The sequence below is a fragment of the Methylocaldum sp. MU1018 genome, assembly GCF_053646775.1.
Genome location: NZ_CM132195.1, coordinates 1597514 through 1621461, shown reverse-complemented (window position 1 = coordinate 1621461; position 23948 = coordinate 1597514). Strand labels below are relative to the sequence as shown.

Genomic DNA, 23948 nt, shown 5'->3' with positions numbered 1-23948 from the left:
ACTCGGTCCGGCCGAATTTGTTTCCGGCGGATTTGTCTTCGATTAGATACCGCCGGCATGCTGAAAATGAGCGAACCGTGGCTAAAAATCTCAAACTTGCCCTGAAACTGGTCGCGCGCGATTGGCGCAGCGGCGAATTGACCATCCTGATTGCCGCGCTGATGATCGCGGTAGCCAGTTCCACGGCGGTCAGCCTGCTCGGCGACCGCTTGACCCGCACCATGAATCTTCAGGCAGCGGAATTCCTGGCGGCGGATCTCGTCGTCAGCGGCCATAAGGAGCCTCCGAACGCATGGCGACAGGAGGCATCCGAGCATGGGCTGCAAGTATCCCGCACCACCGAATTTTCCAGCGTGCTGATCGAAAACGACGAGATGCTTCTGGTGAGCGTCAAGGCGGTCGAAAGCGGCTATCCGTTGCGCGGCACGCTTCGCGCCGCTCCGAGCGATATCGCGGCAGCCGCCGAAACCCGCGGCATTCCGAATCCCGGCGAGGCCTGGGTGGAACAGCGCGTGCTGACGAGCCTGGGTCTGAATCCGGGCAGCGAAATCACGGTGGGCGAAAAGCCGTTGCGAATCGCCCGCATTCTCACCCACGAGCCCGACCGCCGCGGCGATCTTTACAGCCTCGCGCCGAGGGTGCTGATGAACCGGGCCGATGTCGCCGAGACCCGGATCGTTCAACCCGGCAGCCACGTCCATTATTACGAATTGTTTGCCGGCGACGAACCGGAGCTGCGGGCATTCAAGCGCTGGCTCAAGCCCCAGTTGCATCCGGGCCAGCGCATCCTCGACGTGCACGAAGACCGGCCCGAACTGGGCAACGCCTTGAATCGCGGCGAACGCTACCTGGGATTGACCAGCATCGCCGTGGTGTTGATTTCGGGCGTCGCCATCGCCATGAGCGCGCGCCGCTACACCGAGCGGCACTACGACATGACCGCCATGCTCAAATGCCTGGGGGCTCGCGAGCGCGACGTTCTGTGGATCTATGTCAGCCAGTTCTTGATCGTCGGCCTCATGGCCAGTTCGCTCGGCTGCGCCTTGGGTTACCTGGCGCAGCAAGGCGTCATCCGATTGCTGCGCTCGCTGCTGCCGCACACCTTGGCCAGCCCCGGCTGGCTCGCGATGATACTCGGCGCGGCCACCGGGCTGTTGATCCTGTTCGGCTTCGCCCTGCCGCCCATAATCAGGCTCAAGCGACTGGCGCCCTTGCGCGTGCTGCGGCGCGATCTCGAACCGCTGCCGTCAAGCGCCTGGATGGTGTACGGGCTGGCCGCCCTGACCCTGAGCGCGCTCCTCTGGCGCTATACCCGCGACTGGGTAATGACCGTCAGCGTATTGGCCGTAGCCGGCGCCGCGATAGCGCTATTCAGCCTGCTCGGCTTGTCGCTGCTGGGCCTCGGCCGCCTGCTCCTGCCTCACGTCTCGCTCTCATGGCGCTTCGGTCTTCAGCATTTGACGCGCCGGCCTCGGCTCGGGGTCAGTCAGATACTAGCCTTCAGCATAACCCTGGTGGCCATGCAGGTCAGTCTCCTGGTGCGTACCGAGCTATTGCAGGAATGGAAGCGCCAGTTGCCCGAAAATACGCCCAACTATTTCGCTTTGAATCTGTTCGATGCCGACTTGGCGAGATTCCGCGAATCCCTGAGCCAAGAGGGCATCGTCAGCAGCGAGTACTATCCGATCGTGCGTGGCCGACTGACGGCCATCAACGATCGGGACGTCCTCGACATCGTGCACAAGGATTCGCGGGCCGAATCGTCCATCAACCGCGAACTCAGTCTCACCTGGGCGTCGGTTCTGCCGCAGGATAATCGGGTGGTCCGCGGAAAGTGGGTGGCCGAAAGCGGTCCGCTAACCGTTTCGGTGGAGGCCGATCTTGCCGGGCGTCTCGGAATCGAGCCGGGCGACAAACTCGCGTTCAACATTGCGGGCCAGGAAGTCATGGCCACCGCCGTCGGCACCCGCAGCGTGCGCTGGGATAGCATGACGCCCAATTTCTTCATGATCTTCTCGCCCGGCAGCCTAGATGCCTATCCGCACACCTGGCTCACCAGTTTCTACGTGCCGCCGGAACTGAAGCTGGCGCTGGGGCGGCTGGCCAAATCCTTTCCCAGCGTGACGGTGCTGGAGGTGGACGCACTGCTGAAACAGTTCCAGACCATCCTGAAACAGGTGACGAGCGCCGTCGAATATGTCTTGCTGCTGGCTTTGGCGGCAGGATTTACCGTGTTGTTCGCCGCGGTCCGGGCGACCATGGACGAGCGCATCTATGAGGACGTGCTGTTGAGGACGATGGGCGCCAGTCGGCGCTTGCTACGGAATGCGCAGTGGGTGGAGTTCGCCGCGCTGGGATTTTTCGCCGGCATCCTGGCTTCGGCCATCAGCGAGGCGATCTCGTGGATATTGTTCAGCCGGGTATTCGATCTGAGTTATCGGTTCCACTGGGAAACCTGGCTGGTCACCCCTGTTTTGGGGGCGTTGACAGTCGGCTTGGCCGGTTATCTGAATACGCGATCGGTGGTGAAAAACAGCCCTATGCACGTATTGCGAGAGCTGTGAGGCCAAGAATGCATGAGACGGCGATGGGCGGCTGACCCTGGCGCTCATCGCCGTTTCGATCAGCCGCCCTTGATGTTGATTTTAGACGTCCAACCGCTCTTCCCCTGGCAGTCTCCGTCCAGCACTTTCACTTTCACGAACGGCAATTGACCGACTACCGTCTCCTCTTCGACCGTGGCTTTGGTCCCGGCCTTGGTAATGCACACGCTCTGTTCCTGATCCTCTTCGGCCTCCGAGGTACTCATCAGCCCGGGCATGGTCGTCAAATGCGAGCTCCCGCCGTTCGGGTTTTCCAAAGCCACCTGCTGGCCGACGGACACGGCCGTCTTGATCTGTACTTTTTCGCCGCCCCCGCTCATCGCCAAAACGAGGATGATCACCACTACTGCGCCGATCGCCGCATAGATCGCCTTGGGGTTGCTCTTCAATGTGTTGAGCAGACCTTCAGCCGCCTTAGTCGGGTTATTATCTTCGGACATTATGCTTTACCTCCTCTAAGTTCTTATCGCCTCCCGGGTTCATCAACGAACACTCTGGAGCAGGCGCAAATTACCATGTTGGCAACACAATGCAAACAGTTAATTTACAAGCTACACAGCCGCATCGGAACAAGCAAGAATTACTGCGCTTCATGATGTTCGCCAACGCTATTTGCCCTACAGAAAGAACATCGATAGAAGGAGCGGGAAAAGATCGCCTGCAGCCAAATCCTTTCATGGAAGGTCTAATGATTCGCGAATACAATCCGTCCGGCGCGGCGTTTTCCCGAGCCGCTATCTTCGGGATAGAACGGTCGATGCGTACCCTTGCTCATTGAAACCAAGCTATGAACGATCCGAAAAAGCTCCCGTCGGAGCCTGTCCGCAGCGATGTTCAGGCTTTTTTGGAGAAACTCGCGCAAATCCCCAACGTCAAACCGGCGCGACGCAAAGGACGGCTCATCTTTGCCCTGGACGCTACGGCGAGCCGGGAGCCCACCTGGCACGAGGCGCGCCGCATTCAGTCGGAGATGTTCGATGCCGCGGCGGCTCTCGGTGGCTTGGAAATCCAACTCTGCTACTACCGCGGAATGGCCGACTTCGAGGCCTCCCCCTGGTCGATTCGCGCCGAAGCGTTACGGCGGTGCATGGCCGGCGTGGAATGCCTCGGAGGATACACCCAGATCGGCAAGGTTCTGGAGCATGCTTTGCAGGAAACGCGGAAAAGCAAGATCGACGCCTTGGTATTCGTCGGCGACTGCATGGAAGAAAATGTCGACCATCTCTGCAAAATGGCCGGAGAATTGGGCCTTCTGGGCATAAAAGCGTTTCTGTTTCAGGAAGGCGTCGATCCGGCCGCGGAACTCACCTTCAAACAGATCGCCAAGCTGACCCGAGGCGCCTATTGCCGCTTCGATACCGGAAGCGCTCGGCAACTCAGAGACCTGCTCGGCGCCGCCGCAGTCTATGCCGCCGGCGGGTTGCAAGCCTTGGAAAATTTCGGCCGCGCCCGGGGCGGAGTCGCTCTGCAACTGACTCACCAGATGAAAAAGCCTTGATTCAACTCATCCTGCTGATCACCCTCATCATCCTTGCCGCGGCGACGGTGCGCCGTTTTCTCGACTCCGCGCCTTCCACCGCGCCGGCCAGGAAATTTCGGCGCGGACTGATCTGGACCGGGATTCTGGCGCTGCTGTTCCTGGCCGCTACCGGACGGCTGGGCTGGCTGGTTCCCTTGATCGGCGCCCTGGTCGCCGCTCTACTCCGTCTCGCCCCCGTTCTCGTCCGACTCCTGATTCAATACGCGCCGCTGTTACGGCGCTGGCAGCAACGACGGACCGCTACCCGACAGACGGCTTCGGACGCCGGCCGGAACAGTTCGTTTGTGGAATCGCGTTTTCTGCGCATGCAACTCGATCACATGACCGGCGAAATCATGGGCGACGTGTTGACCGGCCTTTATGCCGGCCGCAGCTTGCGAGATCTGACCCTGGAGCAGTTGAACGAGCTGTACGGCGATTATGTCCGTCACGACCCCGATTCCGCTTCACTCCTGAAAGCATATGCGGAGCGCGTTCACGGCGCGTCCTGGCAGTCGCATGAAAGCCGAAGCGCCGGCTTTGACCACGGCAAAATGACAGCGGATGAAGCCTATCGCGTCCTGGGTATCGCTTCCGGCTGTTCTCGTGAAACCATCGTCGACGCCCATCGCCGCCTGATGCAGAAACTTCATCCCGACCGGGGCGGTTCCGACTATCTCGCGGCGAAGATCAACCAGGCCAAGGATATTCTGCTCGGCCGGTAAAAACGTCTGAGAAACGAAAAAGGCCCGCATCGCTACGAGAGCATTTTTCAGGCTGATGTAGCGGTATACCCGCAGTGGCGGAAGTAGTGGCGACATTCGGTGGCGGAGAAGTGGCCGAGCACTTCGCCGATCTGAGACCCAAGTCCATCCAGGGTGCGATCCTCGGCCTGGCGCAGGAGCGCTTTCAGTTTGGCGGAAGCCGGTTCGACCGGGTCGAAGTCGGAGCTGTAGGGCCAGGCATTGGAGTTATGCTCGAAAGTCGTGGATGAGGGGCTGAGGTAGGCGGCGTATTCTGGATGGTCTTCGAGGTCATCCATTCCTACAAAAGGAGCGAATACGCCATGAGTGAAGATAAGATCATTCCGCTGAAGAATCCAGGGGCACCCGCCCAGGGCAATCGCGCTATGTTTTTTGAGATCCAAAGAGGAGTTGGAATCGATAGTCATCATTGAGCGAAGCTCTAAGTTTGCGGCGGCGCACGCTGTCCTTGGAAGAGTCATTGTGGCGAATGACGTTGATCGCCATGCGCCGGACCAGGGCCAAATTTTTGGCCGAGTGATCCTTGCGGGCGCGGTGAGCGTCTTCACCGAACTGGACATCCAAGACCCAATGCTGACCATTCTCGATGCTCCAATGCCCCCGGACCAAGTCGGCAAAGCGCGCCAAGTCCGTAAACGAGCACAGATAATAGCGATATTCCGTGGTGGTCTTGTTCCCCACGATGCGGAGGGATTCGACCCGTCCCTCCGCCTGCAAACCGGCCCAGTCCGGCTTCTGCGCCAACCACGCGATCTCCACGCTGAGGACGTAGCGCCGAACCTCGATTCGACCCTGAGCTTTGTCCACTTCTCGTGTACCGGCAATCGCCCCTGGGCAGTCTCGCTATCCAGCCGCAAGCGCACATCTTCGCTCAACTGGGGATGATTGTCTTTCGGCGCCAGCACATAATCCGCCTCGGCTTCGACGATCCGCCGGGCGATGGTTTTCTGGCAGCCCATTGCATCAATCGTGACCCCCGCACCGGTCAGATCGAGCAGCGCCAACAGGTTCGGAAGGGCCGTGATTTCATTCGATTTATCCGCCACCGCCCGTTGCGCCAAGACCAAGCGCGCCTTCGCCGCATAGACGCTCATCAGGTGCACCGCGCTGTCGCCCTGGCGACTGCCCCGCGGCGTTTTCCCGCCCAGGCACGCCTGCTCGCCCGCAAGACTCGGCAGTGCCGCCTGGACCCACTGCAAAAAGGCCTCCGCAAAGGCTTCCGGCCGAATCCTCCCGAACACATTACTCAACGTATCGTGTGAGGGAATGCCGTTCGGCAACTCCAAAAACTTCCGCAACCACGCAGTCTTTTCAAGTCCGAACTCTTCCATGCCGACCCAGTCTTCGATGCCGCTCAACACCGCACAGAATACGATCATGAGGATATCGTTCAGCTTATGGAGCTTGTCCTTGGTCTCCCGGCGCGGCGCGGCGCGGCTCAGCAAAATAGGGGCGCGGATCGGGCAACATGGGTAGCCTCGGTAGCCTCGGATAAAACCGGTCACCTTATATCCCAATCGCTTCGTTAAGGGCTAGATAGCGCGATTGCCCTGGGTAGCCTCGAGCTTGGCCTTGACGGCGTTCAGCCTGGCTTGCGACACCGTCGCCCCCACATACGTGGCCCAGTATTCCCCGGCCGTCTGCGCGTTGTCGTCGGCCTCGTCCCAGACCCCACGCTCCGGACTGTAAAGGGCGCTGGAGCCGAGGTACGAGCTGCCCATCACGAAATTCCCGCCGCTGGCGACGAGCTGGCCGTCGAGCCGGTATTCGGCCTTGAGGTGGATGAGATAACCCGGTAGCGAACTCGGCAGTTCGCTCGGCTGGATCGGAGTGCCGTCCGGATGCGGCTTCGGCAGATAGCTGCTGATGAGGTCGGTGTCGGCCTGGGTCGCCGGGACGAAGGACAGGGTAAGCTTGCCGCCCGCGAGTCTCGGCAGGCTGGCCGTGTAGGTGAAGACCTCGCTGCCGCGCCGGACATCGCCGCCGCCCAGGGGGTTGTAGTCGACGCCGGTATAGAGGGTGAAGCGGTATTTCGCGCGCAAGCTATCCGGCAGCGCCGCGCTCTGGCGAGCGATCGTGATCGTCCGGTACGGCAGGCTGCCGGCGAGAATCGGCAGGTTCTGCGCAATGATCCGTTTGGTGCCGAGCACGTCGCCGACGGTCGCCTCGGGGTTCTGGCTGTCGATATAGGTTTTGATCCGCGCCTGGTAATCGGTCAATGCGGCTTGCAGCGCCGCGCCGTCGAGGTTCTGCCCCCAACCGTCCGCTTCGTTGATCGTGGCGCCGGCCTGGACTCGATCGATCAGACCTTGCGCGTCGAAGGGCACGGCGCTCTTGAGATCCAGGCCCTCGGTGTAGGTGTATTGCTTGAAACTCGCATCCAGCGGCACCCAGGTGTCGCCCTGATGGTGCTTGGCCCCGCGCGAGGGAACGTAGTTGACGAAGGCCTCCACCCACACGTGTTCTAGCTTGAAGGCGGCGATCTTGCCGCCCGCCACCAGCGCGACGTTGGGAATGCCGCCCTGGCCCAGAAGGCTTTGCGCGGCTTCCGGGGTCTTCACGCCGCCCACCCAGTTCATGACCTCTGTGGCCGGGACCTGGATCGTGCCGTAGACGTAGCGGGCCGGGATGTCCGAGGCCCGAAGCAGGGCGATGAGGAGGCTGGCCGTGTCGAAGGCGTTGCCGCGCCGGGTCTGCAAGGTCAGGACATGTCGTAAATCGACTTCCGCAGTTCGGCGATGCTCTTCACATAAAGCCATTCCATCATGGCTTTGAACGACGGAAACGCCGGGCACCGGCAATTCTCGTCTCCACGCGCCACGCTTCCCATTCACCATCGTCGAACCGGATCGCCGGATTCAACAAATACCAACGCGAAGAGATTCCGTAATGCTCGCTCAACAGCAGGCAATCCGGCAGGTATTGCACGCGGATGTGTATCGGATATTGCTTACTCAAATCGTATTGAAAGTAATCTTCATCGGAAATGTTGCTGGCTATGCCTCCATACCAGTCTGTGACCAAACCCGGATCCTCGTCTTGTAAACGTCCAACCTTTTCTACGGGAAGAAAGATCTCCTGATCGGTCAGCCAACCGTTGGATACGCTCAGGAAGTCTCGATAAGATCGGGGGAATCTGACGCCCAGGCGTTGTTCCGCCTTTTTGATTGTTTCTGAGCTTGACTATGTTTTCCGGATACCGACGGCGCTCTCATGCCGCCAACCTTTGCTTCGTGATCCAGGCAGCGTAATGCTCCGCCGGACTGCGGTAGCCTAAGGCGGAGTGACGGCGTCTCCGGTTGTAAAACACCTCGATATACTCGAACACGTCGCGCTTCGCATCCTCCCGTGTCGTGTAATCCTCATGGAAGACGCGTTCGCTCTTCAAGCTGTTGAAGAAGCTTTCCATTGGCGCATTGTCCCAGCAATTGCCTTTCCGGCTCATGCTCGCCACCATGCCGTATTCGGCCAGCAGCGCCTGGTAATCGTGACTGCCGCGATCCGAATGATGCAAGACTCCAGGCGCCGGCTTGCGGCGGAAACGCGCCATGCGCCATGCATTCATCACAAGTTCCCGCGTCATTCGGCTATCCATCGACCCGCCGACGATCAGGCGCGTGTACAAGTCCATCACCACGGCCAGATACAGCCAGCCTTCGCGCGTCGGAATGTACGTGATGTCCGCTGTCCAGACTTGATTCGGCGGACTCGTCTCGAATTGCCGGTCCAGCCGGTTCGGCGCGACCGGCAATGCATGCTTGCTGTCGGTCGTCGCCTTGTAGCGCCGCTTGTGTTTGGCACGGATGCCGTTCTCCCGCATCAAGCGCTTGACCCGATCCAGGCTCACCGGAATGCCTCGGGATTTCAATTCCTCGGTAATCCGCGGCGAACCGTACGCTTGCCGGCATTCCCGCATGCACTGAGCGGATGAGCGCCAGCAATTGCTCATCCGAGAGCCAGTGCGTCGGTCCGCTGCATTTCTTCCAATCGAAATAGCCGCTGGTCGATACGCCCAGCATCTCGCACAGCGCTTGCAAGGGATGGGAATCGCGTTGGCTGTCGATCCAGGCATACCTCACAGCGATTCCTTCGCGAAGTATGCCGCCGCTTTTTTTACGATTTCCAGTTCCATTTTCAGGCGGGCATTTTCCGTCTTGAGTCGCGACAGCTCCATCTGTTCCGGTGTCACGGGTTTGCTGTTGCCTGTCCCGAGCTTGCCCGCCTTGGCGGCCTTGCGCCAGTTCGCCAGCGTTTGCTCGGCAATGCCAAGATCGCGCGCTACCTGCGCCGGGCTCTTGCCTTCCGCTTCGACTTGCCGAACCGCTCCCTGCTTGAATTCGATCGTGTAATTCTTCTTCGGAATCTTGTACATCCGTTACTTCCAGTGCTCAGTTTAAACTGTCACCGTAGGTATCCGAAATTCGCAGCCAACCTCACCGGTAGGTGCGGCCTTCCACTTCGATCCGTTGCTCGAAGAGGCGCTGGCCCTCCTCCTCCCGGCAGCCGGGGCGAAGGGGGGTTGGTTCCCCGAAGGGGAGGCTCCCGTGCCGGCGTACCACCACCGCGGCCGCGGCAAGTCCCGGGTGGACACCCAGCCGCTTCTCGCTGGCTTCCAGGCAATTCCCGTCCAGGATGCGCACGGCATAGCCGGGCAACCAGGGTTCCGGCTGGACGTCCAGGGCATCGAGGAGGTCCGACAAATCCCGTGCGGTCTCCCGGACCCGCGCCGCCGAGACGGCGACTTCGATTCCTTTGAGCTTGTCATACAGGGCGACGACCGAGACGTTCAATTCCGGCCGGCGGTCTTGGTACGCGGCGTGGGTCGAGGGATACACGCGCAGAACGACGGAGAGCAGCCGATCGCAGACCGTGGAGAACAACAAGTCACGGGTGTATTGCTCGCGCGCGTGCGCTTCGAACAAAGCCTCCAGCCGTTCCGCGGCAAAGTAGCGCTCCAACAACCCGCGCAGCAAGCTGGAGAGGGGCATTTTCTGGCAGAGCAGTTCAATCATGACGAGTGGGGTATCCGAGGTTATAGGCGGGGTGAAATCAAATCAGGAATCAGGGCAGACATACTCGTTTTTTGATTCCACCTTTAAAGGGCTGGTGTTTTAAACCTAAAGCGCAAGCACTCAACCCTGAGCTACCGAACTCCGCTGGAGTTCGAACAACAGTGGCAAACAGCAGTCTGACTTTTTGTCCGGAAAATTCTTGCCATATCAGGCCGCTGGGTCGACAACGTGTTTGTCGAACGGCTGTGGAAAAGCGTGAAATACGAGGAAGTTTACTTGCAGCTTACGACACGGTTTCTCAAGCACGGCAAGGCCTACAAAGCTATTTCAAGTTCTACAACGAACGGCCGCCTCATTCATCGCGTGACGGCAAAACCCCCGATAGCGTGTACTTCGATCCGCTGCCCATTCAACAGGCAGCCTAAACCGCAGAAGCCCACTTAGGATCGGGAAAATTCTGTCCAAAAAACAGGGACCACCGCTGTGGAGCCGGTTGGCGGGCAAGCCGCCGTAGCGACTGAAGCGGGCGTCGAGGTCCGCTCGGACTTCCTCCGGATCAAGGAGTGCACCGTCGTGTTGGGCGAGCGCCTCGGCAAAGAGAGCCTCGAACGGCGGCGCCCCGGCCAGATGTTCGTGGTAGCGCCGACAGGCGCGGTGAAGGTCGCGGATCAGGTCGACGTGCCAGCCGCCCAGCCTCGCCGCGAACGCCTTCGGAATCAAAGGTTCCAAGACCTCGGCGGCGAACGCATAGCGGATGAGCTGGCGCCGGGAGATCACATAGCCCAGATTGCCCAGGCGCCGCTGGAACTGGCTGCGGTTGAGCGCGTCGCCGGTTTCGGTCTCGATCTGGCGCTTTAGAGCAATTCTCGGATGGGTAGCGGGAACTTGCCCAGATGGGTGGAATCAGAAGGAGATGACTCCCTATTCCTTAGATTTGCGGCAGAAAATCATCGCCGCCCTCGAGCGGGGCGTGGGCTCCCAACGCACCGTAGCCGACTTGTTCGGTGTCAGCCTCTCCTTTGTCGAACGTCTGTTGCAGCGGCAGCGTACGACCGGGACGCTGGCGCCACGGCCCCATGCCGGCGGGCCTCCGCGCCGCCTGGACGAGGCCGACGAGCGGCTGATTCGCCAGTGCCTGGGACAACAGCCCGACCTTACCTTGGACGAACTCCGCGAGGCCTTGGCCCGGCAGAACGGCAAATCGGTCAGCCGGGCAACGCTGGGCCGGGGGGTGCAACGCCTGAATCTGCCTCGAAAAAAAAGACTCTCCACGCGACTGAGCGTGAGACGGACCGGGTGAAGCAGGCCCGCCAGGACTACCGCGCCGAAGTCGCCGCGTTGCCCGTGGGCTGCCTGCATTTCATCGACGAATCCGGCATTAACCTCGGGCTGACCCGGCGCTACGGCCGAGCTGCTCCCGGGATCCGGGTGGAAGATGCGGTGCCGTTCAACCCCGGCCCTAATGTGAGTGTCATCGGTGCCTTATCCTGCCGGGGCATCGGGGCCGTCATGAGCATTGAAGGCGCGACCGACGGGCCCGTGTTCCTCGCCTATGTCCGGCAGGTGCTGGCCCCGGACCTTGGCCGAGGGGGATGTCGTGGTCATGGACAATCTCAGCGCCCACAAGGTGGCGGGGGTCCGCGAGGCCATCGAAGCGAAGGGGGCCAAGGTCTTCTACCTCTCGCCCTACTCGCCCGATTTCTCGCCGATCGAGCCCTGTTGGTCGAAAATCAAGACCGCCTTGCGCGCCGCCAAGGCCCGCACCCGCGAAGCCTTGGATGAGGCTCTCGCCGTCGCTCTGGCAACCATTACCCCTCTCGATGCTCGAAACTGGTTCACCCATTGTGGTTATGCCCTACACTGACCTGAGAACCGCTCTAGATCCATGACGGCGTGGGCGAGGTCGATGAAGATCAGTTCGCCACAGGCCTCGTTCTCGACGATGTGCGCCCGGAGCACCTCGGACTCGGACTCCCAGGGCACGAACAGGCAAAACACGTCCCGATAGATGGGATCGCCCGTGTCCTGCCACAGGGTCCGGTGGATTTCGAGGCGGGTATTGCCGCCGGCCTTGACGATGAAGTGCTCGTCGCCGGGGCGGCGGGTGACGGTCAAGGGATCGTCGGCGAGCCCCGGTTTGGCCTGGATGGACCGGTAGATATCCTCGTACTTGGGATTGGACCGACGGCGCGGGCTGCGGTCATAGGGGCGGATGGCCTCAGCCGGCAGGAGGGTCCCGTCGCGAGCGGGACCGAAGGGCCCCGGCGCGGACATCGGGTGTGCGCTTGGCCATGCGGTCTACTCCCCCGCGGGGATTGACGACGTCTTCAGATGCGGAAACAGCTCCGCGACCAGGGTCTCGAGGGTGTCCAGCGCCGATGGTCGAACCGGTGCACGAGGGTGCGATAGGTGGCAGCCTCGCGATAGACGACCGAGGCGGGAATGGCGGTCTCGAGGATGGTGATGGCCCCTTGCTCGGCAGATAGGCCTCGCGCCGGAGTTCCTCGGCAATCCGCCGGGCATCGCGCGAGCGGTCCAGGCGGTAGAGGATGCCGCGCAGGGGACCGATGGGGGCGCCGAGATACGCCATCGGCCGTAGCCGTTCGAGCATGGCGACGGCGTTGCGGAGCTTGCCGTCCGGATCGTCGGAATAGACGAGATCGAGGCAGTCGAGGGTGGTCGCACTGATCACGTCCTCGCTGGCCGCCTCGACCATGAGCCGGGTGAGACCGCCCGGGGCGCGGTGTCGGAGCGGAGAAAAGCTGAAGAGGGTGGTCTACGGATCGGCGTCGACGAGGAGGACGGTCTACCCCGAGATCGGCGGTCAGCGTAGTCTTGCCGACGCCGCCCTTGGTGCTGGTGATGGTAATGCAGATGGCCATGGCGCCCTCTCCGGCATGTTACCGGGGGACGATGATGAACCGAAGAAACAGAGCGCTCGCGCCTGTAAGGCATTGGAGCCGGTGATAGGATTTGAACCTACGACCCGCACATTACGAATGTGCTGCTCTACCGACTGAGCTACACCGGCATTAAAACGCTATTATAAAGAATTTTGAGCCGCTCGCACAAGGCGTCAATGCTCGGCGGTGAGAGAATACGGCGTCGGAGAAAGATCCGGCGGACGGGCGGCGATAAGATCGGCCAGGAGGCGCGCAGAAGCCGGCGCCATCGCAAACCCGTTGCGAAAGTGGCCGCAGTTGAAATACAGGTTCCGAATCTCGGGATGTTGGCCTATGTAGGGAACGCCCGTAGGCGAGCCGGGGCGCAGTCCGGCCCAGTGTTTTTCGACAGCGCAGGACCGAAGCGCCGGGAGCACGCCGTAGGCGAACGCCTCGAGCTCGCCGCGTGCGGATTCCGTAACGCTCTTGTCGAAGCCCGCATATTCCAGCGTGCTGCCAGCCAAAATCTTTCCGTCTTTTCGCGGGATCAAATAGTGCCCTTGACTGAGAACAATATGCTCGAGCAGGTTCGGCTCAGCCGAGAAGACGATCATCTGTCCTTTCACCGGTTCCACGTTCAGGCGCGGCGAGGGCAAAAACCGATCGCTGATTGTGCCCGACCAGGCTCCCGCGGTAATGACGTATTGGCCGGCGGAATAAGTTTCATCTCCGGTGCTGACATGCGTGATGCCGGCTCCGCTCGCGGCTATCTCGGTGACCGTTCGGCGCTCGAGAATCCGTGCGCCGTCTGCGAGCAATTCCGACTGCAATGCGCGGAGCAGCCGCGGATTTCTGATTTGCCCGATTTCGGGCAGGAATATGGGGGAACTCGGGGTGAATTGCAGGGAAGGCTCCAGAGCCTGGAATCGCGCCGGATCGGGCCGTTCGTACGCGACCGCGTAGTTTTCGCACCAGGTTTCGACAAGGTGCTCATTCTCGCAATCGGCAATCAATAATCCGCTTTCCAGCCATTCCGGATCGATTCCGGTGCGGTGTCGCAGAACTTCGGCCAGCTTCGGATATTCCGCATGACTCCGCAGCCACAATTGAATGATCGGTTCCTCGGCTCGCCAGGGATAGAGCGGGCTGAGTATTCCGCCACCTGCCCAAGAAGATTCCTGGCCGACCGTCTGCCTTTCGAGGATCAGAACGCGGGCGCCCGATTTGATGAGTTCGCGTGCCGTCATCAGCCCGATGACGCCGCCGCCGATGATGATGATGTCGGTCATGTCAAATTACCGAATGGGCAAGAATCATTCCCAAATCCTTTCATAAGGTGAGAGTGGCAAGTCGTTCCGGATGTAATTCAGTGGAGACATTCGGGCGAAGCTTGGCTATATTTCGGGTGGCCGACGTCCCCACGCCATGATGTCCGCAACGCCCGGCACCGGCGCGGGATATGAAATCGATTAGAGGAACATCAATGCTCTGGAACAAAAGTGTATCCGCCTCATTTATTTTACTGTCTTTCTTGCCCGGCGTTTCTTCCGGACTGGTAGTTGATATTCAGGGTACCCGACTCGAGCCGAAAGCACCGGGAGAAAGCTGCATCAATATAGCCGGTGATTATCGGGGGGTGCGGATCGAGGCAGACAAACCCGGTCAAATCCCCAGAGTCTGCTACAACGGATCGCGGCTGAATTCGGTGAGTATCGCCAACGCAACCTTTGTCGCCAAGCTGCCGCTCAAACAGGAGGTCGTGATCAAATTCGAGCATGAATTTCCTCCCGGCATCAATGGAAAGATCATGGCGCGCGCCAAACTGCAGGGTTTTTTCACCACCGGCAGCGGCACCGGAGTTCCCACGGGCGACAAACTACAGCTCGAAGCCTTTTTCTCGCAAGGCGGCTCGAACGATGCCATCGCGGCGCCATTGGAATTCACCGTCGGCGATCAACTGGACTCGGCAATATTGGATTATTCGGTCAAGAAGCAATACTTGATCGCCGGGTCGCGCTCTTTGAAAGGCATTTTGAAAATCGTCTTTACCGAGGCCGAACACAAATTGGCCTTGTCGGAGAGATGCCTGGTTTCGCTCGATACGGGATCTACCTTCGAAGACAAGCTGGATACTTTGGAAACGCTGGAGGACGAGGAGGCTCCGGAGGCCGCCGAACTCGGCGAGACGGAGAATCAGTTGCCCGAACTACCGATTAAGTCCGGCACGAAGTTTGCATCACCTAATCATGCGAAGGCGGCGGAAAAGCCGGAGCTCTCCTTGCCGACCGAACTCGCGCCTAAGGCGCCGTAATCGCCTGCCGTTTCTTTCCCCAAGACTCGTCGCTGAGGTCGATCGTGGCAGCGCTTTTTTCGCCGCCGCGATCGACCGCCTGAAATCTCTGAATTCTTCCGGTATCGATACCTCTTTCCGGTTTACATGGGCCGGGCTTCCGGCTGCTGCCCGGGCTCCGCCGGAGGGCGCGCCGGTATTTGCGGTCTTATCGCCTTGAGCCGCTCTTGGAGGCGCTCCATTCCTTTTTCCAGAGACACATCCATGATGACGACATTGCCCATCGATAGAATGATGCGTTGCAGTTCCGGGATTCTCGTGCTGCCGGTCGAGACGATGTAAACCGGCTGAACGTACAGGACCGACCGGCCTACCGGCAGGACGATAATGCGGCCGCGCAGCACGTGGGATCCTTTTTGGTCCCAAAGGGCGAACTGTCTGGCGATCTCCGGATCCTGATCGATCAGCGCACTGACCTGGGACGGCCCGTCGACCTGAATCTCGCGGCTGAATTTGTAGAGAACGATCTCCTTGGAGTATTCGGTACGCCCTCTGGCGGCTGGCGTACCCGCGACAGCCAGCACGCTGAGGTTGCTTCGTCCTATCGGCGTCATCGGATTGATCAGGACGAAATTCTCCGGCTCGCGAAGCCCCTCCAGCAGATAAGTCGTAAAGTAAAAAGGCTTCATGACGGAATCGTTGACCCTGGCGAAATCCCAGGTTTCCGCCTGTTGAAAGAACAGAGCCGGGTCGGTCTGGTGATAGCGGGCGTAGACGCTCATCTGCGTCGTGAACATGTCCTTGGGATAACGCAGTTGCTCTCTAAGCATCGGCGGCATGGCGTCCATATCCTTGAAGACGCCCGGGTAAGCTTTTCTGTAGCCCTGGATGATCGGGTCCTTAGGATCCGCGACGTAGTAGTCCACGTTGCCGTCGAAGCTGTCGATCACGATTTTGACCGAGTTGCGGATGTAATTGAACGGCTTGTCTCTCGCGTCGCGATTGAAGCGGGCAAACGAGGTTTTCGAGGCCGGATACAGGCCGGAAGTCGTGTAGGCATCGACGATCCAGTAGATGCGTTGCGGCGTGACGACGGCATAGGGGTCGTTGTCCAGGGACAGGTAGGGCGTCAGCGTTTTGATCCGCTCGATGATATTGCGCCGGAACAGGGCCTGGCTGTCGCTGCGTATGTTGACCGAAAAAAACAGTTTCTCGTCCCGGAAGTAAATCGCGAACAGGAGTTTGCGGAAGAGCGAGGAAATCGGCACTCCGCCATGACCGGTGTAGTTGTAACTGGATTCTTCGTCGAAACTGGAAATGCCGACGATGTTGAGCCGGTTCGGCACGACCGCGTAGGGCAAATTTTCTTCGCCGAAATAGATATCGGGCTTTTCGACGGCAAAGCCGACATCCGAATTCAGGGCCAGGTCGCGGAGAAACCAGGTCATCGGCGTCTCGCCGTCCTGGGCAGCGGGCGTGATGACCGCGCCGTAGCCGTGGGTGTAGCGGAGATGGGTGTTTTCCCAGTTCTGGGCCTCGGACGGCAGTTTGGTGATGTTGACTTCGCGGGCGCCGAGATTCACCTGCTCAAGCCGGCCGTTGATGACATAGCGCGCGATATCCACGCTCGGAAAGTGGTAATAGGGCCGAATACCTTGCAACTGCTGATAGACGTCGTCGAGATATTCGGGGTCCCAGACCGGGATATTGTATAGATGTTCACGGAAGGCTTGATTGAGAACGTCTTGGTCGGGGAGACTCGGCATGACGTCGATGGTCTTGATTTCGGTCAGATCATAGGCGGCGAGCGTCGCATCGATGTTGTTCCGCATGAACCGTTGCTCGGTCTTGACCGGATTCGGCTTGACCACGAACCGGTCGATCATCGCGGGAATGGCGTCAATCCGGCGCATGCCCAAGGAGCCCGCAAACAGGATCGCCAGGCTGACCACGATTGTTAATCCCCTGTTTCCGTGCGCGTAGATGAGTCCGGCCACGGCCGCGCCGATCAGGGTGAACACGGATGCCCAGATCAATGGCAAATGGTAGCGGATTTCGATAAATCCCGGACCGAAGAACTGGGGCTCATGGACGTCCGTGTACAACAGTCCGAAACGGTCGAGGATGAACCCCCACGCCAAGATCAGCGCGGTGATGATGGCCAGCCCGCTCAGATGAATTCTGGCGCCGACGGGCCATTTCTTCCTTTGTCCCGGAATCAGCCGGTGCTCCAGCCAATAAAGGAAAGCGACGGCCAGCGTTACGATGATCGACGTTATGAGCAACTCTCTTTGAATCAGCTCGAAGATCGGGTAGGAGAACATGTAAAAGCTGACGTCGTTCCCGAATACCGGGTCGGAAATCCCGGCATTGGGGGCAAACAGGAACAGCAGGGCGGCGTCCCACTGTTTATAGAATGGAATCGCGATGAGAAAGGCCAGAACGAAGGATAGCGGCGTGTAGACCCGCATGGAGCCGGTCTGAAAAAGCTTCAGCAGTTGTCGATAGCGGTTTTCTTCGGTATGGCCCAGCTTGGCGAAAGCGTCCTCGTCTATGCCGAGATAACGGGAGGCGGCCCAGAAATTCAGGAAAAAGATGAAGAAGAAAAACAGAGTAACGCTGCCCGACAAAATATAGCGATACAGAATCTTGAGCCAAAAATACCCGCCGTAGTCGAGCTCGTCATGCCACCAATAATCCACTATGAAATTCGTCAAAGCGATGCCGGATGTCAAAAGCACTACGGCCAAAGCAAGCATGGCGGCAGCGATGAGCATCAGCAGTCGTTTCCAATTTCGCATAGAGGCCTCTCGGGTAGTTCTGATTCTTGTAATCGGATTGGTCGGGGTGGTTCGGGCGGAGCCGCGGTTTAGAGAGCGGCATGGGGAGCCGGGCTAGCGCTGTGTGGTGGCGGCCAGATTACGCCGTAAGATAATACCTTGGCTCTGGCGAGACAAGTAGACGTTCATGACGCTAACGGGCCTATCCAATTTCAATGCGCTCCGCGGGGTTCGAAAAGTTTAGAACGCGATCGTGCGCGGATGATGTCGCGCGATGAAGAGCCGTTCGGCATGGCCCGTTTCTGCCGCATCCGGCCGTCGTCTGTATTTTTTGCGGCCGCCCGCCATCGCCCTTGCTCGGTTTTCCCGAAGCGGCCCACCTCCCCGTCGGCGTCCGATTGTCAGGGAAAGGCGGCGAGCCGCTTTGGATCATTTCGTTATGACGGCCGCCATATCGCGCACGTCCCACCGAGGCGACATGCGGCCTCGCAACCAACCGGTCAAAGCCGGGGCGGGCAAGGCTCGGCTAATGAAATAGCCCTGCCCTTCCTCGCAGCGTTCTTCCCTCAGAAAGTGCAAGTGACGCGAATTTTCGATGCCCTCGGCGATGACCCTGATTCCCAGACTGTGGGCAAGGGAAATGATGGCTTTGGTGATCGTCATGTCGCTGGCGGATACGTGAATGTTCTGGATAAACGAACGGTCGATCTTCAGCGCATCGATCGGCAGCCGCTGCAAATAGCTCAGCGAGGAATAGCCGGTACCGAAATCGTCGATCGAAATTCTGATGCCTCGCTTGCGGAATGCTTCGAAGATTTCCAGCGTGGCGTCGAGGTTTTCAATCATGATGCTTTCGGTGATTTCCAGTTCCAGACAGATCGGATCGACGTGCGTTTCGGCGATGATGGCGTCCAGAATCGGAACGAGATGATCGAGGCGATACTGCCGTACGGAAATATTGACGGCCAGGCGCAGCGGATAAAGCCCCGACTCATGCCATTCCCTCAATTGCCGGCATCCTGCCCGCAAAACCCATTCGCCTACCGGCAAGATCAGATTGGTTTCCTCGAGCAAGGGTATGAATTGATCCGGCGGCACCAGCCCCAGTTCGGGGTGATTCCATCGAATCAGGGCTTCGACGCCGATAACGGCCCCGGTTTGAAGGTCGATTTGCGGCTGATACTTCAGGACGAACTGGTTTTTCTCCAAGGCCAGCCGCAATTGAGCCTCCAATGCGAGCCGTTCCAGCGCCGTGACGTTCATGTCGGGCGAATAAAACTTGAAGGTGTTGCGCCCTTCGCGTTTGGCCGTAGACATGGCTCGGTCGGCGTTCTTGATCAACTCATCGATTCCGGTGGCGTCGGACGGATAGAACGCAACGCCGATGCTCGGGGAAATGAAAATTTGATGGCCGTGCAGTTTGACCGGCCTGCTCAATGCATGAATGATCTTTTGCGCGACGACCTCGGCTTTTTGCGGCTCCGTCAGGTTTTCCAGAATGACCGTGAACTCATCGCCTCCCAGTCGCGCGGTAACGTCGCTGTCCCGCACCGAATGTTTCAACCGCGCCGCAACCTGCCGCAGCAATTCGTCGCCGGCGTTATGGCCAAGCGAGTCGTTGATGGCTTTGAACCGATCGAGGCCGATGAACAGTAAGGCGAGTCCGGAATTGCTTTGTCTCGTCCGGTTGAGGGCCTCGGTCAGCCGCAGGCTGAACAACTCCCGGTTGGGCAACCCGGTCAAGCTGTCGTAATGCGCCAGATTGCGGAGGCGATCCTCGATTTGCTTGCGTTCGGTAATATCCGAAATGGTCGCGATGTAATTCAGCAATCGGCCTTCCGCGTCTCGTACGGCATTGATAGTGAGCCACTGGGGGTAAACGTCATCGTTCTTTCGTTTGTTCCAGATCTCCCCCTGCCATTGCTCGGTCAGGTCGATAGCCTCCCACATGCGCCGGTAAAACGCTTTGTCGTGTTTGCCCGAACTCAGGAGCGACGGCGTGCGGCCGATGACTTCCTCGGGCGCATAGCCGGTAATCGAGGTGAACGCGGGATTGACCGCGATGATTCGCGTTTCGGTATCGGTGATCAGGACGCCCTCGGTGACGTTATGGAAAACCGTCGCGGCGATCCGGTCCCGCTTTTCCGATTCTTTCTGGGCATTGATCAAGCGCTCCCGATCGAGAACTTTTTGGATGACCGACGGCAAGAGTTCGAAAAAAGCCTCTTGCTCGTTCTTTACGATGTAATCCGCAGCCCCCAGCCGCAGGGCCTTGACCGCGACGTCAAGGGCGTTTGCATCCGAAACTATGATGGCCGGAGGGACGTGCGACAAAGCTTGTATTTCGCGAAGGGTGTTCAATCCGTCATACGCCGGCATCGAATGATTCAGGATCGCCAGGTCGTATTGATCCTCGCTCAGCCTTTCCAGGCCTTCTTCGCCGCTTGCCGCGATATCTACGCAGTGACCGAGCTTTGTCAGACGAGCCTTTATCGGAAATGCCAGGGAAGCATCGTCTTCGAAGTAGAGCAAGTGGGCCATTGTGATTTGTTATTGCGCACGAGGATATGGACGGAGCATGTTCGTTATAGCTTATCACTCGGGGCGAGATAACGGCGCGGCGCGCGAAGTCGCTCGATCCGAACGACTTGAATCGGGCCGCGGCATGCTGTAGATCGGTGGCGGGATCAATCGAGATCGATCGTCCCGCCGCGCAAACGTTCCTGATCGAGCCGGGAAATCGCCACGCCGCCTCTGGCCGTCCGAAACGGCTCCCGGCGGTCCGCCGATGATGACCGCGGCTCCTCGGTCATTCCCGGGCAGGGTTTAAGAAGCCGGCCGGCAAGCATTGTTTTCGGATGCCGCAAGCGGTTTTCCGCGAAAGCGGTCGTCGCCAGGACTTGCGGATCGACTCAATCCCAGCTCAGGACACCGCCGGTTTGATATTCCGTTACCCGGGTCTCGAAGAAATTCTTTTCCTTCTTGAGATCCAGTATTTCGCTCATCCAGGGAAACGGATTTGCGGCGCCGGGATATTGTTCCGGCAAACCGATCTGGACGCAGCGCCGGTTGGTGATGAACTCTAGATAATCCTTGAACATGCCGGCGTTCAGCCCTAGCACGCCTCGCGGCATGGTGTCGTAGGCGTATTGAATTTCTATGTCCACCGCCTCGCGGATCATGCCGATGATTTCATCCTGAAATTCTTTGCGCCATAGCTGCGGATTCTCGATCTTGATTTGGTTGATCACGTCGATGCCGAAGTTCATGTGCATCGATTCGTCCCGCAAAATGTACTGGAACTGTTCGGCGGTGCCCGTCATCTTGTTGCGCCGGCCCATGGACAGAATTTGAGTGAAGCCGACGTAGAAGAAAATACCTTCGAAGATCACGTAGAAGGCGATGAGATCGCGAAGCAGGCGCTGGTCGTCTTCCGGCGTGCCGGTCCGGAACGTGGGATCGCCCAGCGACTGGGTAAACGGCAACGCCCATTCCGCTTTGCGCGCCACGGCCGGCAACTCGCGGTACATGTTGAACACCTCGCCCTCGTTCATACCGAGAGACTCGACGACGTACTGATAGGCGTGAGTGTGCAGCGCTTCTTCGAAAGCCTGGCGTAGCAGGTATTGGCGACACTCCGGATTGGTGATGTGCCGGTATACCGCGAGCACCAGATTGTTGGCCACCAGAGAATCGGCCGTGGAAAAGAAGCCGAGGTTTCGTTTGATGATGGTGCGCTCGTCCTCGGTCAGCCCGTCGATGCTTTTCCAAAGCGCGATATCCGCGTTCATGTTGATTTCCTGCGGCATCCAGTGGTTGGCGCAGGCGTCCAGATATTTCTGCCAGGCCCATCGGTACTTGAACGGCACGAGCTGATTGAGATCGGCGCGGCAATTGATGATTTGCTTGTCGTCGACTTGGATGCGCTTGGCGCCCATCTCGATGCTTTCAAGGCCGGTGGCGCCGCAGCCGATGGTCGAATCCCCCGCCACGGCAAGCTCCGCTGCCTCCCGGACCGAGTCAAAAACGGGCGGCGTCGCGGTATCTTCGACCGACGGTCGAATCGCTGCCGCCCGGTTCGGCTTGCCGGTATGTCCGGCGAGGGGATCGTCCCAATTCAACATGTTTTTTCCTCTTTTCAGGCCGTGGTTGGTGTTCAGGAATACTGTCCGGCAGCTTTCGAGCGCCGGAGAGCTTGCCAAGCAAAATCGACTATATATTGTTCACAAAAACCAATTAAACACAATATGTAGTTATCGGCTTTACCGCTCAAAACACGTCGCCTGCCGGATTCGCCCCCTGCCGTTTCGATCGGCGGCATGGGCGATTCGGCAGTTCATTGTCGCGGCATCAGGTCCGCAGTTAACGGAATTGCGGCGCAGCTCCCGACAAAAAACGATCAGGCTGCCGCAACGCGGCCGAGGCGGATTGTCGGCCTGGCGGCTTTACCACTGCACGGTAAAGGACATGGTGTTGATGTTCTTCCTGAACACTTCCAGAGCGAAGGGCTGCGCCAATTTGTAAAGATCCAGGATCGAATAATCGAGCCCCGGCCGCGCTCCGCTTTTGAATAGAGACTCTTCGATGTTCTTGGCCATGATCATCATCAGATCGTCCAAATTTTCGGGAGAAACCGGCTTAATGTCGCGCAAGAGTTTTTCGGCCATGATCAAAACTCCTCAAGTTACTACGTTTCGGTGCATCTCGATTGCCAGATTCCCTCCGAATCGGTTTTCGATCTGCACGTATCCATTCTACTCTTAGAGTGTTCGGATGGGATTGCCGCGGAGCCGGCGGCCTGGGAATCGAGTCTCGGAGTCGTGAAGCATTCTCGTCAACTTCCGAGAAATGTGATGAAATTTTGACACTGGGGTTTCCAAAAACAAAAGGCCAAACACGATGAATACGAGGACCGCTTTACCCGGAGACCGGCGGAACGCGCCGCGTTCGATTTCGTCCGTTCGCGCTTATCTTGTCCCCCCCGCCGGGAATCCGTTGCGCGGGATTACGAAAAACCTGAGCCGCTCAGGTGTTTTTCTGCAGATGCTCACGCACGCCGAGACCTCCGTGGGGAAGCCGGCCATGATCATATTTGCGGTCGAAAGCGGGAATATCGTGCGACTGCTGAGGTATTCGGTCACCGTCAAACGCGCGGCCGCGCACGGTTATGGCCTCGAATTCGGACGGACGTTGTGGTCCACGGCGGTATTCCGCCGGCAGTAGGCCGGCCTTTTTCTCTTCGCACGAGGTTTCGAGCACTTTGCGAATCAGTCCGTCGGACTAGCCCGCATATTTCATCATCCCGCATCTGACAGCAAATCGGGCATAAGACTTGCCGAAAGCGGCAATAAGGGACTCCGCTCATTCAGTAAGCATACCCCGGCAAAGCCGGGGGTTTAGTTCGTGAGCCGCTCAAAGCGGCTAACCGGAGTCGCTAACGCGGCCCCGATACTCTTTGGCCACCGCCACGGCGGCGAATCAACGCCATAGACTCAGCCGATCCAGGCGCTTGCCCTCCTGTTCCTGGTTGCGGATGTACTTGCAGATCACCGCTTCGTCCCGCCCTACCGTCGAAACGAGGTAACCTCGCACCCGGAACGACTGCCCCACAAAGTTCCGGCGTCGTTCACCGTAGACCCGCGCCAGATGAATCGCGCTCTTCCCCTTGATGTACCCGATCACCTGCAACACCGCGTACTTCGGGAGAATCGCGATCGTCATGTGCACATGATCGGGCATCAAATGCCCTTCTTCGATCCGGCCCTCCTTTTGCGCGGCCAGCTTCCGGAATACTTCTCCCAAATGCTTCCGGAGTTGTTGGTACAACGTCCGGCGACGACAGTTTGGGATAAACACGACATGATGTTTGCACTCCCACTTGGAGTGGCTTAGGCTCTCATATTCATCCATCGGGTTCCTCTCTCGGTCATGTGCTTGGCGGCTCACGACTCTCAATATCCCCGATGAATCTCTGTAAATGTCAAATGGTTACTGCCTCCCTGACAGGGCCAGGGGAACTCCCGATTTAAATCAGCTACCACCCGCAGAGCGGGTGGTTTGATGAAGGCCCCCTGAGGGGGCCGAAAAACGGATGAAAG

The 23948-nt window shown here is 59.0% G+C and carries 21 protein-coding genes, 1 tRNA gene and 4 pseudogenes; 11 read left to right on the top strand and 15 right to left on the bottom strand.

Going from position 1 to position 23948, the window contains the following annotated elements; translation table 11 throughout:
* The first annotated feature begins 77 nt into the window (after positions 1-77).
* Positions 78-2564, top strand: coding sequence for an ABC transporter permease (locus ACWJKU_RS07605; RefSeq protein WP_454147335.1), 2487 nt, complete (start codon positions 78-80; stop codon positions 2562-2564).
* A gap of 59 nt (positions 2565-2623) precedes the next feature.
* On the opposite strand, the gene ACWJKU_RS07600 is transcribed toward ACWJKU_RS07605, so the two are convergent.
* Positions 2624-3043: a hypothetical protein gene (locus ACWJKU_RS07600; protein ID WP_454147333.1), complete on the bottom strand. Its 420-nt coding sequence runs from the start codon at positions 3041-3043 to the stop codon at positions 2624-2626.
* An 89-nt stretch (positions 3044-3132) separates the two neighbouring features.
* Here ACWJKU_RS07600 and ACWJKU_RS07595 point away from each other — a divergent pair, with 89 nt between their 5' ends.
* From ACWJKU_RS07595 to ACWJKU_RS07585, 3 genes are read left to right on the top strand one after another with little or no spacing between them, the layout of a single operon-like run.
* The gene (locus ACWJKU_RS07595) at positions 3133-3381 is read left to right on the top strand and encodes a hypothetical protein (protein WP_454147331.1); all 249 of its coding nucleotides are present in this window, start codon (positions 3133-3135) and stop codon (positions 3379-3381) included.
* Positions 3382-3390: 9 nt separating this feature from the next.
* On the top strand, positions 3391-4101 hold the full coding sequence (locus ACWJKU_RS07590) for a hypothetical protein (RefSeq protein WP_454147329.1): 711 nt from the start codon (positions 3391-3393) through the stop codon (positions 4099-4101).
* A complete protein-coding gene (locus ACWJKU_RS07585) occupies positions 4098-4847 on the top strand; it encodes a DnaJ domain-containing protein (protein WP_454147327.1) in 750 nt (249 codons plus the stop codon). The genes ACWJKU_RS07590 and ACWJKU_RS07585 overlap by 4 nt, the downstream gene beginning before the upstream one ends.
* Before the next feature lie 402 nt (positions 4848-5249).
* On the opposite strand, the gene ACWJKU_RS07580 is transcribed toward ACWJKU_RS07585, so the two are convergent.
* The 6 genes and pseudogenes from ACWJKU_RS07580 to ACWJKU_RS07555 form a co-directional block, all read right to left on the bottom strand.
* On the bottom strand, positions 5250-5645 hold the full coding sequence (locus tag ACWJKU_RS07580; protein WP_454148066.1) for an ISAs1 family transposase: 396 nt from the start codon (positions 5643-5645) through the stop codon (positions 5250-5252).
* Positions 5646-5755: 110 nt separating this feature from the next.
* Positions 5756-6265, bottom strand: a pseudogene (locus ACWJKU_RS07575) (ISAs1 family transposase); the annotation flags it as partial.
* Between the two features lie 153 nt (positions 6266-6418).
* A complete protein-coding gene (locus ACWJKU_RS07570) occupies positions 6419-7681 on the bottom strand; it encodes a transglutaminase-like domain-containing protein (protein ID WP_454147325.1) in 1263 nt (420 codons plus the stop codon).
* Entirely contained in the window at positions 7650-8054 is a 405-nt protein-coding gene (locus ACWJKU_RS07565) for an SMI1/KNR4 family protein (RefSeq protein ID WP_454148064.1), read from the bottom strand. The genes ACWJKU_RS07570 and ACWJKU_RS07565 overlap by 32 nt, the downstream gene beginning before the upstream one ends.
* 43 nt (positions 8055-8097) lie before the next feature.
* Positions 8098-9258, bottom strand: a pseudogene (locus ACWJKU_RS07560) (IS3 family transposase).
* A gap of 61 nt (positions 9259-9319) precedes the next feature.
* On the bottom strand, positions 9320-9898 hold the full coding sequence (locus tag ACWJKU_RS07555) for a hypothetical protein (RefSeq protein WP_454147323.1): 579 nt from the start codon (positions 9896-9898) through the stop codon (positions 9320-9322).
* 210 nt (positions 9899-10108) lie between these two features.
* On the opposite strand from ACWJKU_RS07555, the pseudogene ACWJKU_RS07550 reads away from it, so the two are divergent.
* The 5 genes and pseudogenes from ACWJKU_RS07550 to ACWJKU_RS07530 all read left to right on the top strand — a co-directional run.
* Positions 10109-10323: pseudogene (locus tag ACWJKU_RS07550) on the top strand (integrase core domain-containing protein); the annotation flags it as partial.
* A gap of 148 nt (positions 10324-10471) precedes the next feature.
* Entirely contained in the window at positions 10472-10756 is a 285-nt protein-coding gene (locus tag ACWJKU_RS07545; RefSeq protein ID WP_454147321.1) for a hypothetical protein, read from the top strand.
* 55 nt (positions 10757-10811) lie between these two features.
* The gene (locus tag ACWJKU_RS07540) at positions 10812-11198 is read left to right on the top strand and encodes a helix-turn-helix domain-containing protein (RefSeq protein WP_454146399.1); all 387 of its coding nucleotides are present in this window, start codon (positions 10812-10814) and stop codon (positions 11196-11198) included.
* A pseudogene (locus ACWJKU_RS07535) lies at positions 11195-11416 on the top strand (IS630-like element ISMae26 family transposase); the annotation flags it as partial. The gene ACWJKU_RS07540 and the pseudogene ACWJKU_RS07535, both read left to right, overlap by 4 nt.
* Positions 11417-11450: 34 nt before the next feature.
* Complete coding sequence (locus tag ACWJKU_RS07530) at positions 11451-11762, top strand: transposase (protein WP_454147319.1); 312 nt, start codon at positions 11451-11453, stop codon at positions 11760-11762.
* Here ACWJKU_RS07530 and ACWJKU_RS07525 read toward each other — a convergent pair.
* From ACWJKU_RS07525 to thiO, 3 genes are all read right to left on the bottom strand, one after another.
* Entirely contained in the window at positions 11747-12172 is a 426-nt protein-coding gene (locus ACWJKU_RS07525) for a hypothetical protein (protein WP_454147317.1), read from the bottom strand. The genes ACWJKU_RS07530 and ACWJKU_RS07525 overlap by 16 nt on opposite strands.
* 681 nt (positions 12173-12853) lie before the next feature.
* Positions 12854-12929: transfer RNA gene (locus ACWJKU_RS07520), tRNA-Thr, on the bottom strand.
* Between the two features lie 45 nt (positions 12930-12974).
* Positions 12975-14069 (bottom strand): glycine oxidase ThiO, encoded by a 1095-nt coding sequence (gene thiO / locus ACWJKU_RS07515; RefSeq protein ID WP_454147315.1) that lies wholly within the window; start codon positions 14067-14069, stop codon positions 12975-12977.
* A 416-nt stretch (positions 14070-14485) separates the two neighbouring features.
* On the opposite strand from thiO, the gene ACWJKU_RS07510 reads away from it, so the two are divergent.
* On the top strand, positions 14486-15091 hold the full coding sequence (locus ACWJKU_RS07510) for a hypothetical protein (RefSeq protein ID WP_454147313.1): 606 nt from the start codon (positions 14486-14488) through the stop codon (positions 15089-15091).
* Between the two features lie 122 nt (positions 15092-15213).
* Here ACWJKU_RS07510 and ACWJKU_RS07505 read toward each other — a convergent pair whose 3' ends face one another.
* The 4 genes from ACWJKU_RS07505 to ACWJKU_RS07490 all read right to left on the bottom strand — a co-directional run bounded on the left by ACWJKU_RS07505 (position 15214) and on the right by ACWJKU_RS07490 (position 22517).
* On the bottom strand, positions 15214-17871 hold the full coding sequence (locus tag ACWJKU_RS07505; protein WP_454147311.1) for a UPF0182 family protein: 2658 nt from the start codon (positions 17869-17871) through the stop codon (positions 15214-15216).
* A 408-nt stretch (positions 17872-18279) separates the two neighbouring features.
* Positions 18280-20391, bottom strand: a complete 2112-nt coding sequence (locus ACWJKU_RS07500) for a putative bifunctional diguanylate cyclase/phosphodiesterase (RefSeq protein WP_454147309.1) — start codon at positions 20389-20391, stop codon at positions 18280-18282.
* 371 nt (positions 20392-20762) lie between these two features.
* The gene (locus tag ACWJKU_RS07495) at positions 20763-21974 is read right to left on the bottom strand and encodes a ribonucleotide-diphosphate reductase subunit beta (protein WP_454147307.1); all 1212 of its coding nucleotides are present in this window, start codon (positions 21972-21974) and stop codon (positions 20763-20765) included.
* A gap of 321 nt (positions 21975-22295) precedes the next feature.
* The gene (locus ACWJKU_RS07490) at positions 22296-22517 is read right to left on the bottom strand and encodes a hypothetical protein (protein WP_454147305.1); all 222 of its coding nucleotides are present in this window, start codon (positions 22515-22517) and stop codon (positions 22296-22298) included.
* Positions 22518-22749: 232 nt separating this feature from the next.
* On the opposite strand from ACWJKU_RS07490, the gene ACWJKU_RS07485 reads away from it, so the two are divergent.
* Complete coding sequence (locus tag ACWJKU_RS07485; protein ID WP_454147303.1) at positions 22750-23073, top strand: PilZ domain-containing protein; 324 nt, start codon at positions 22750-22752, stop codon at positions 23071-23073.
* 255 nt (positions 23074-23328) lie between these two features.
* Here the strand turns inward: ACWJKU_RS07485 and tnpA are convergent, their stop codons facing one another.
* Positions 23329-23760: an IS200/IS605 family transposase gene (gene tnpA / locus ACWJKU_RS07480; protein ID WP_454147301.1), complete on the bottom strand. Its 432-nt coding sequence runs from the start codon at positions 23758-23760 to the stop codon at positions 23329-23331.
* Positions 23761-23948: the final 188 nt, after the last annotated feature.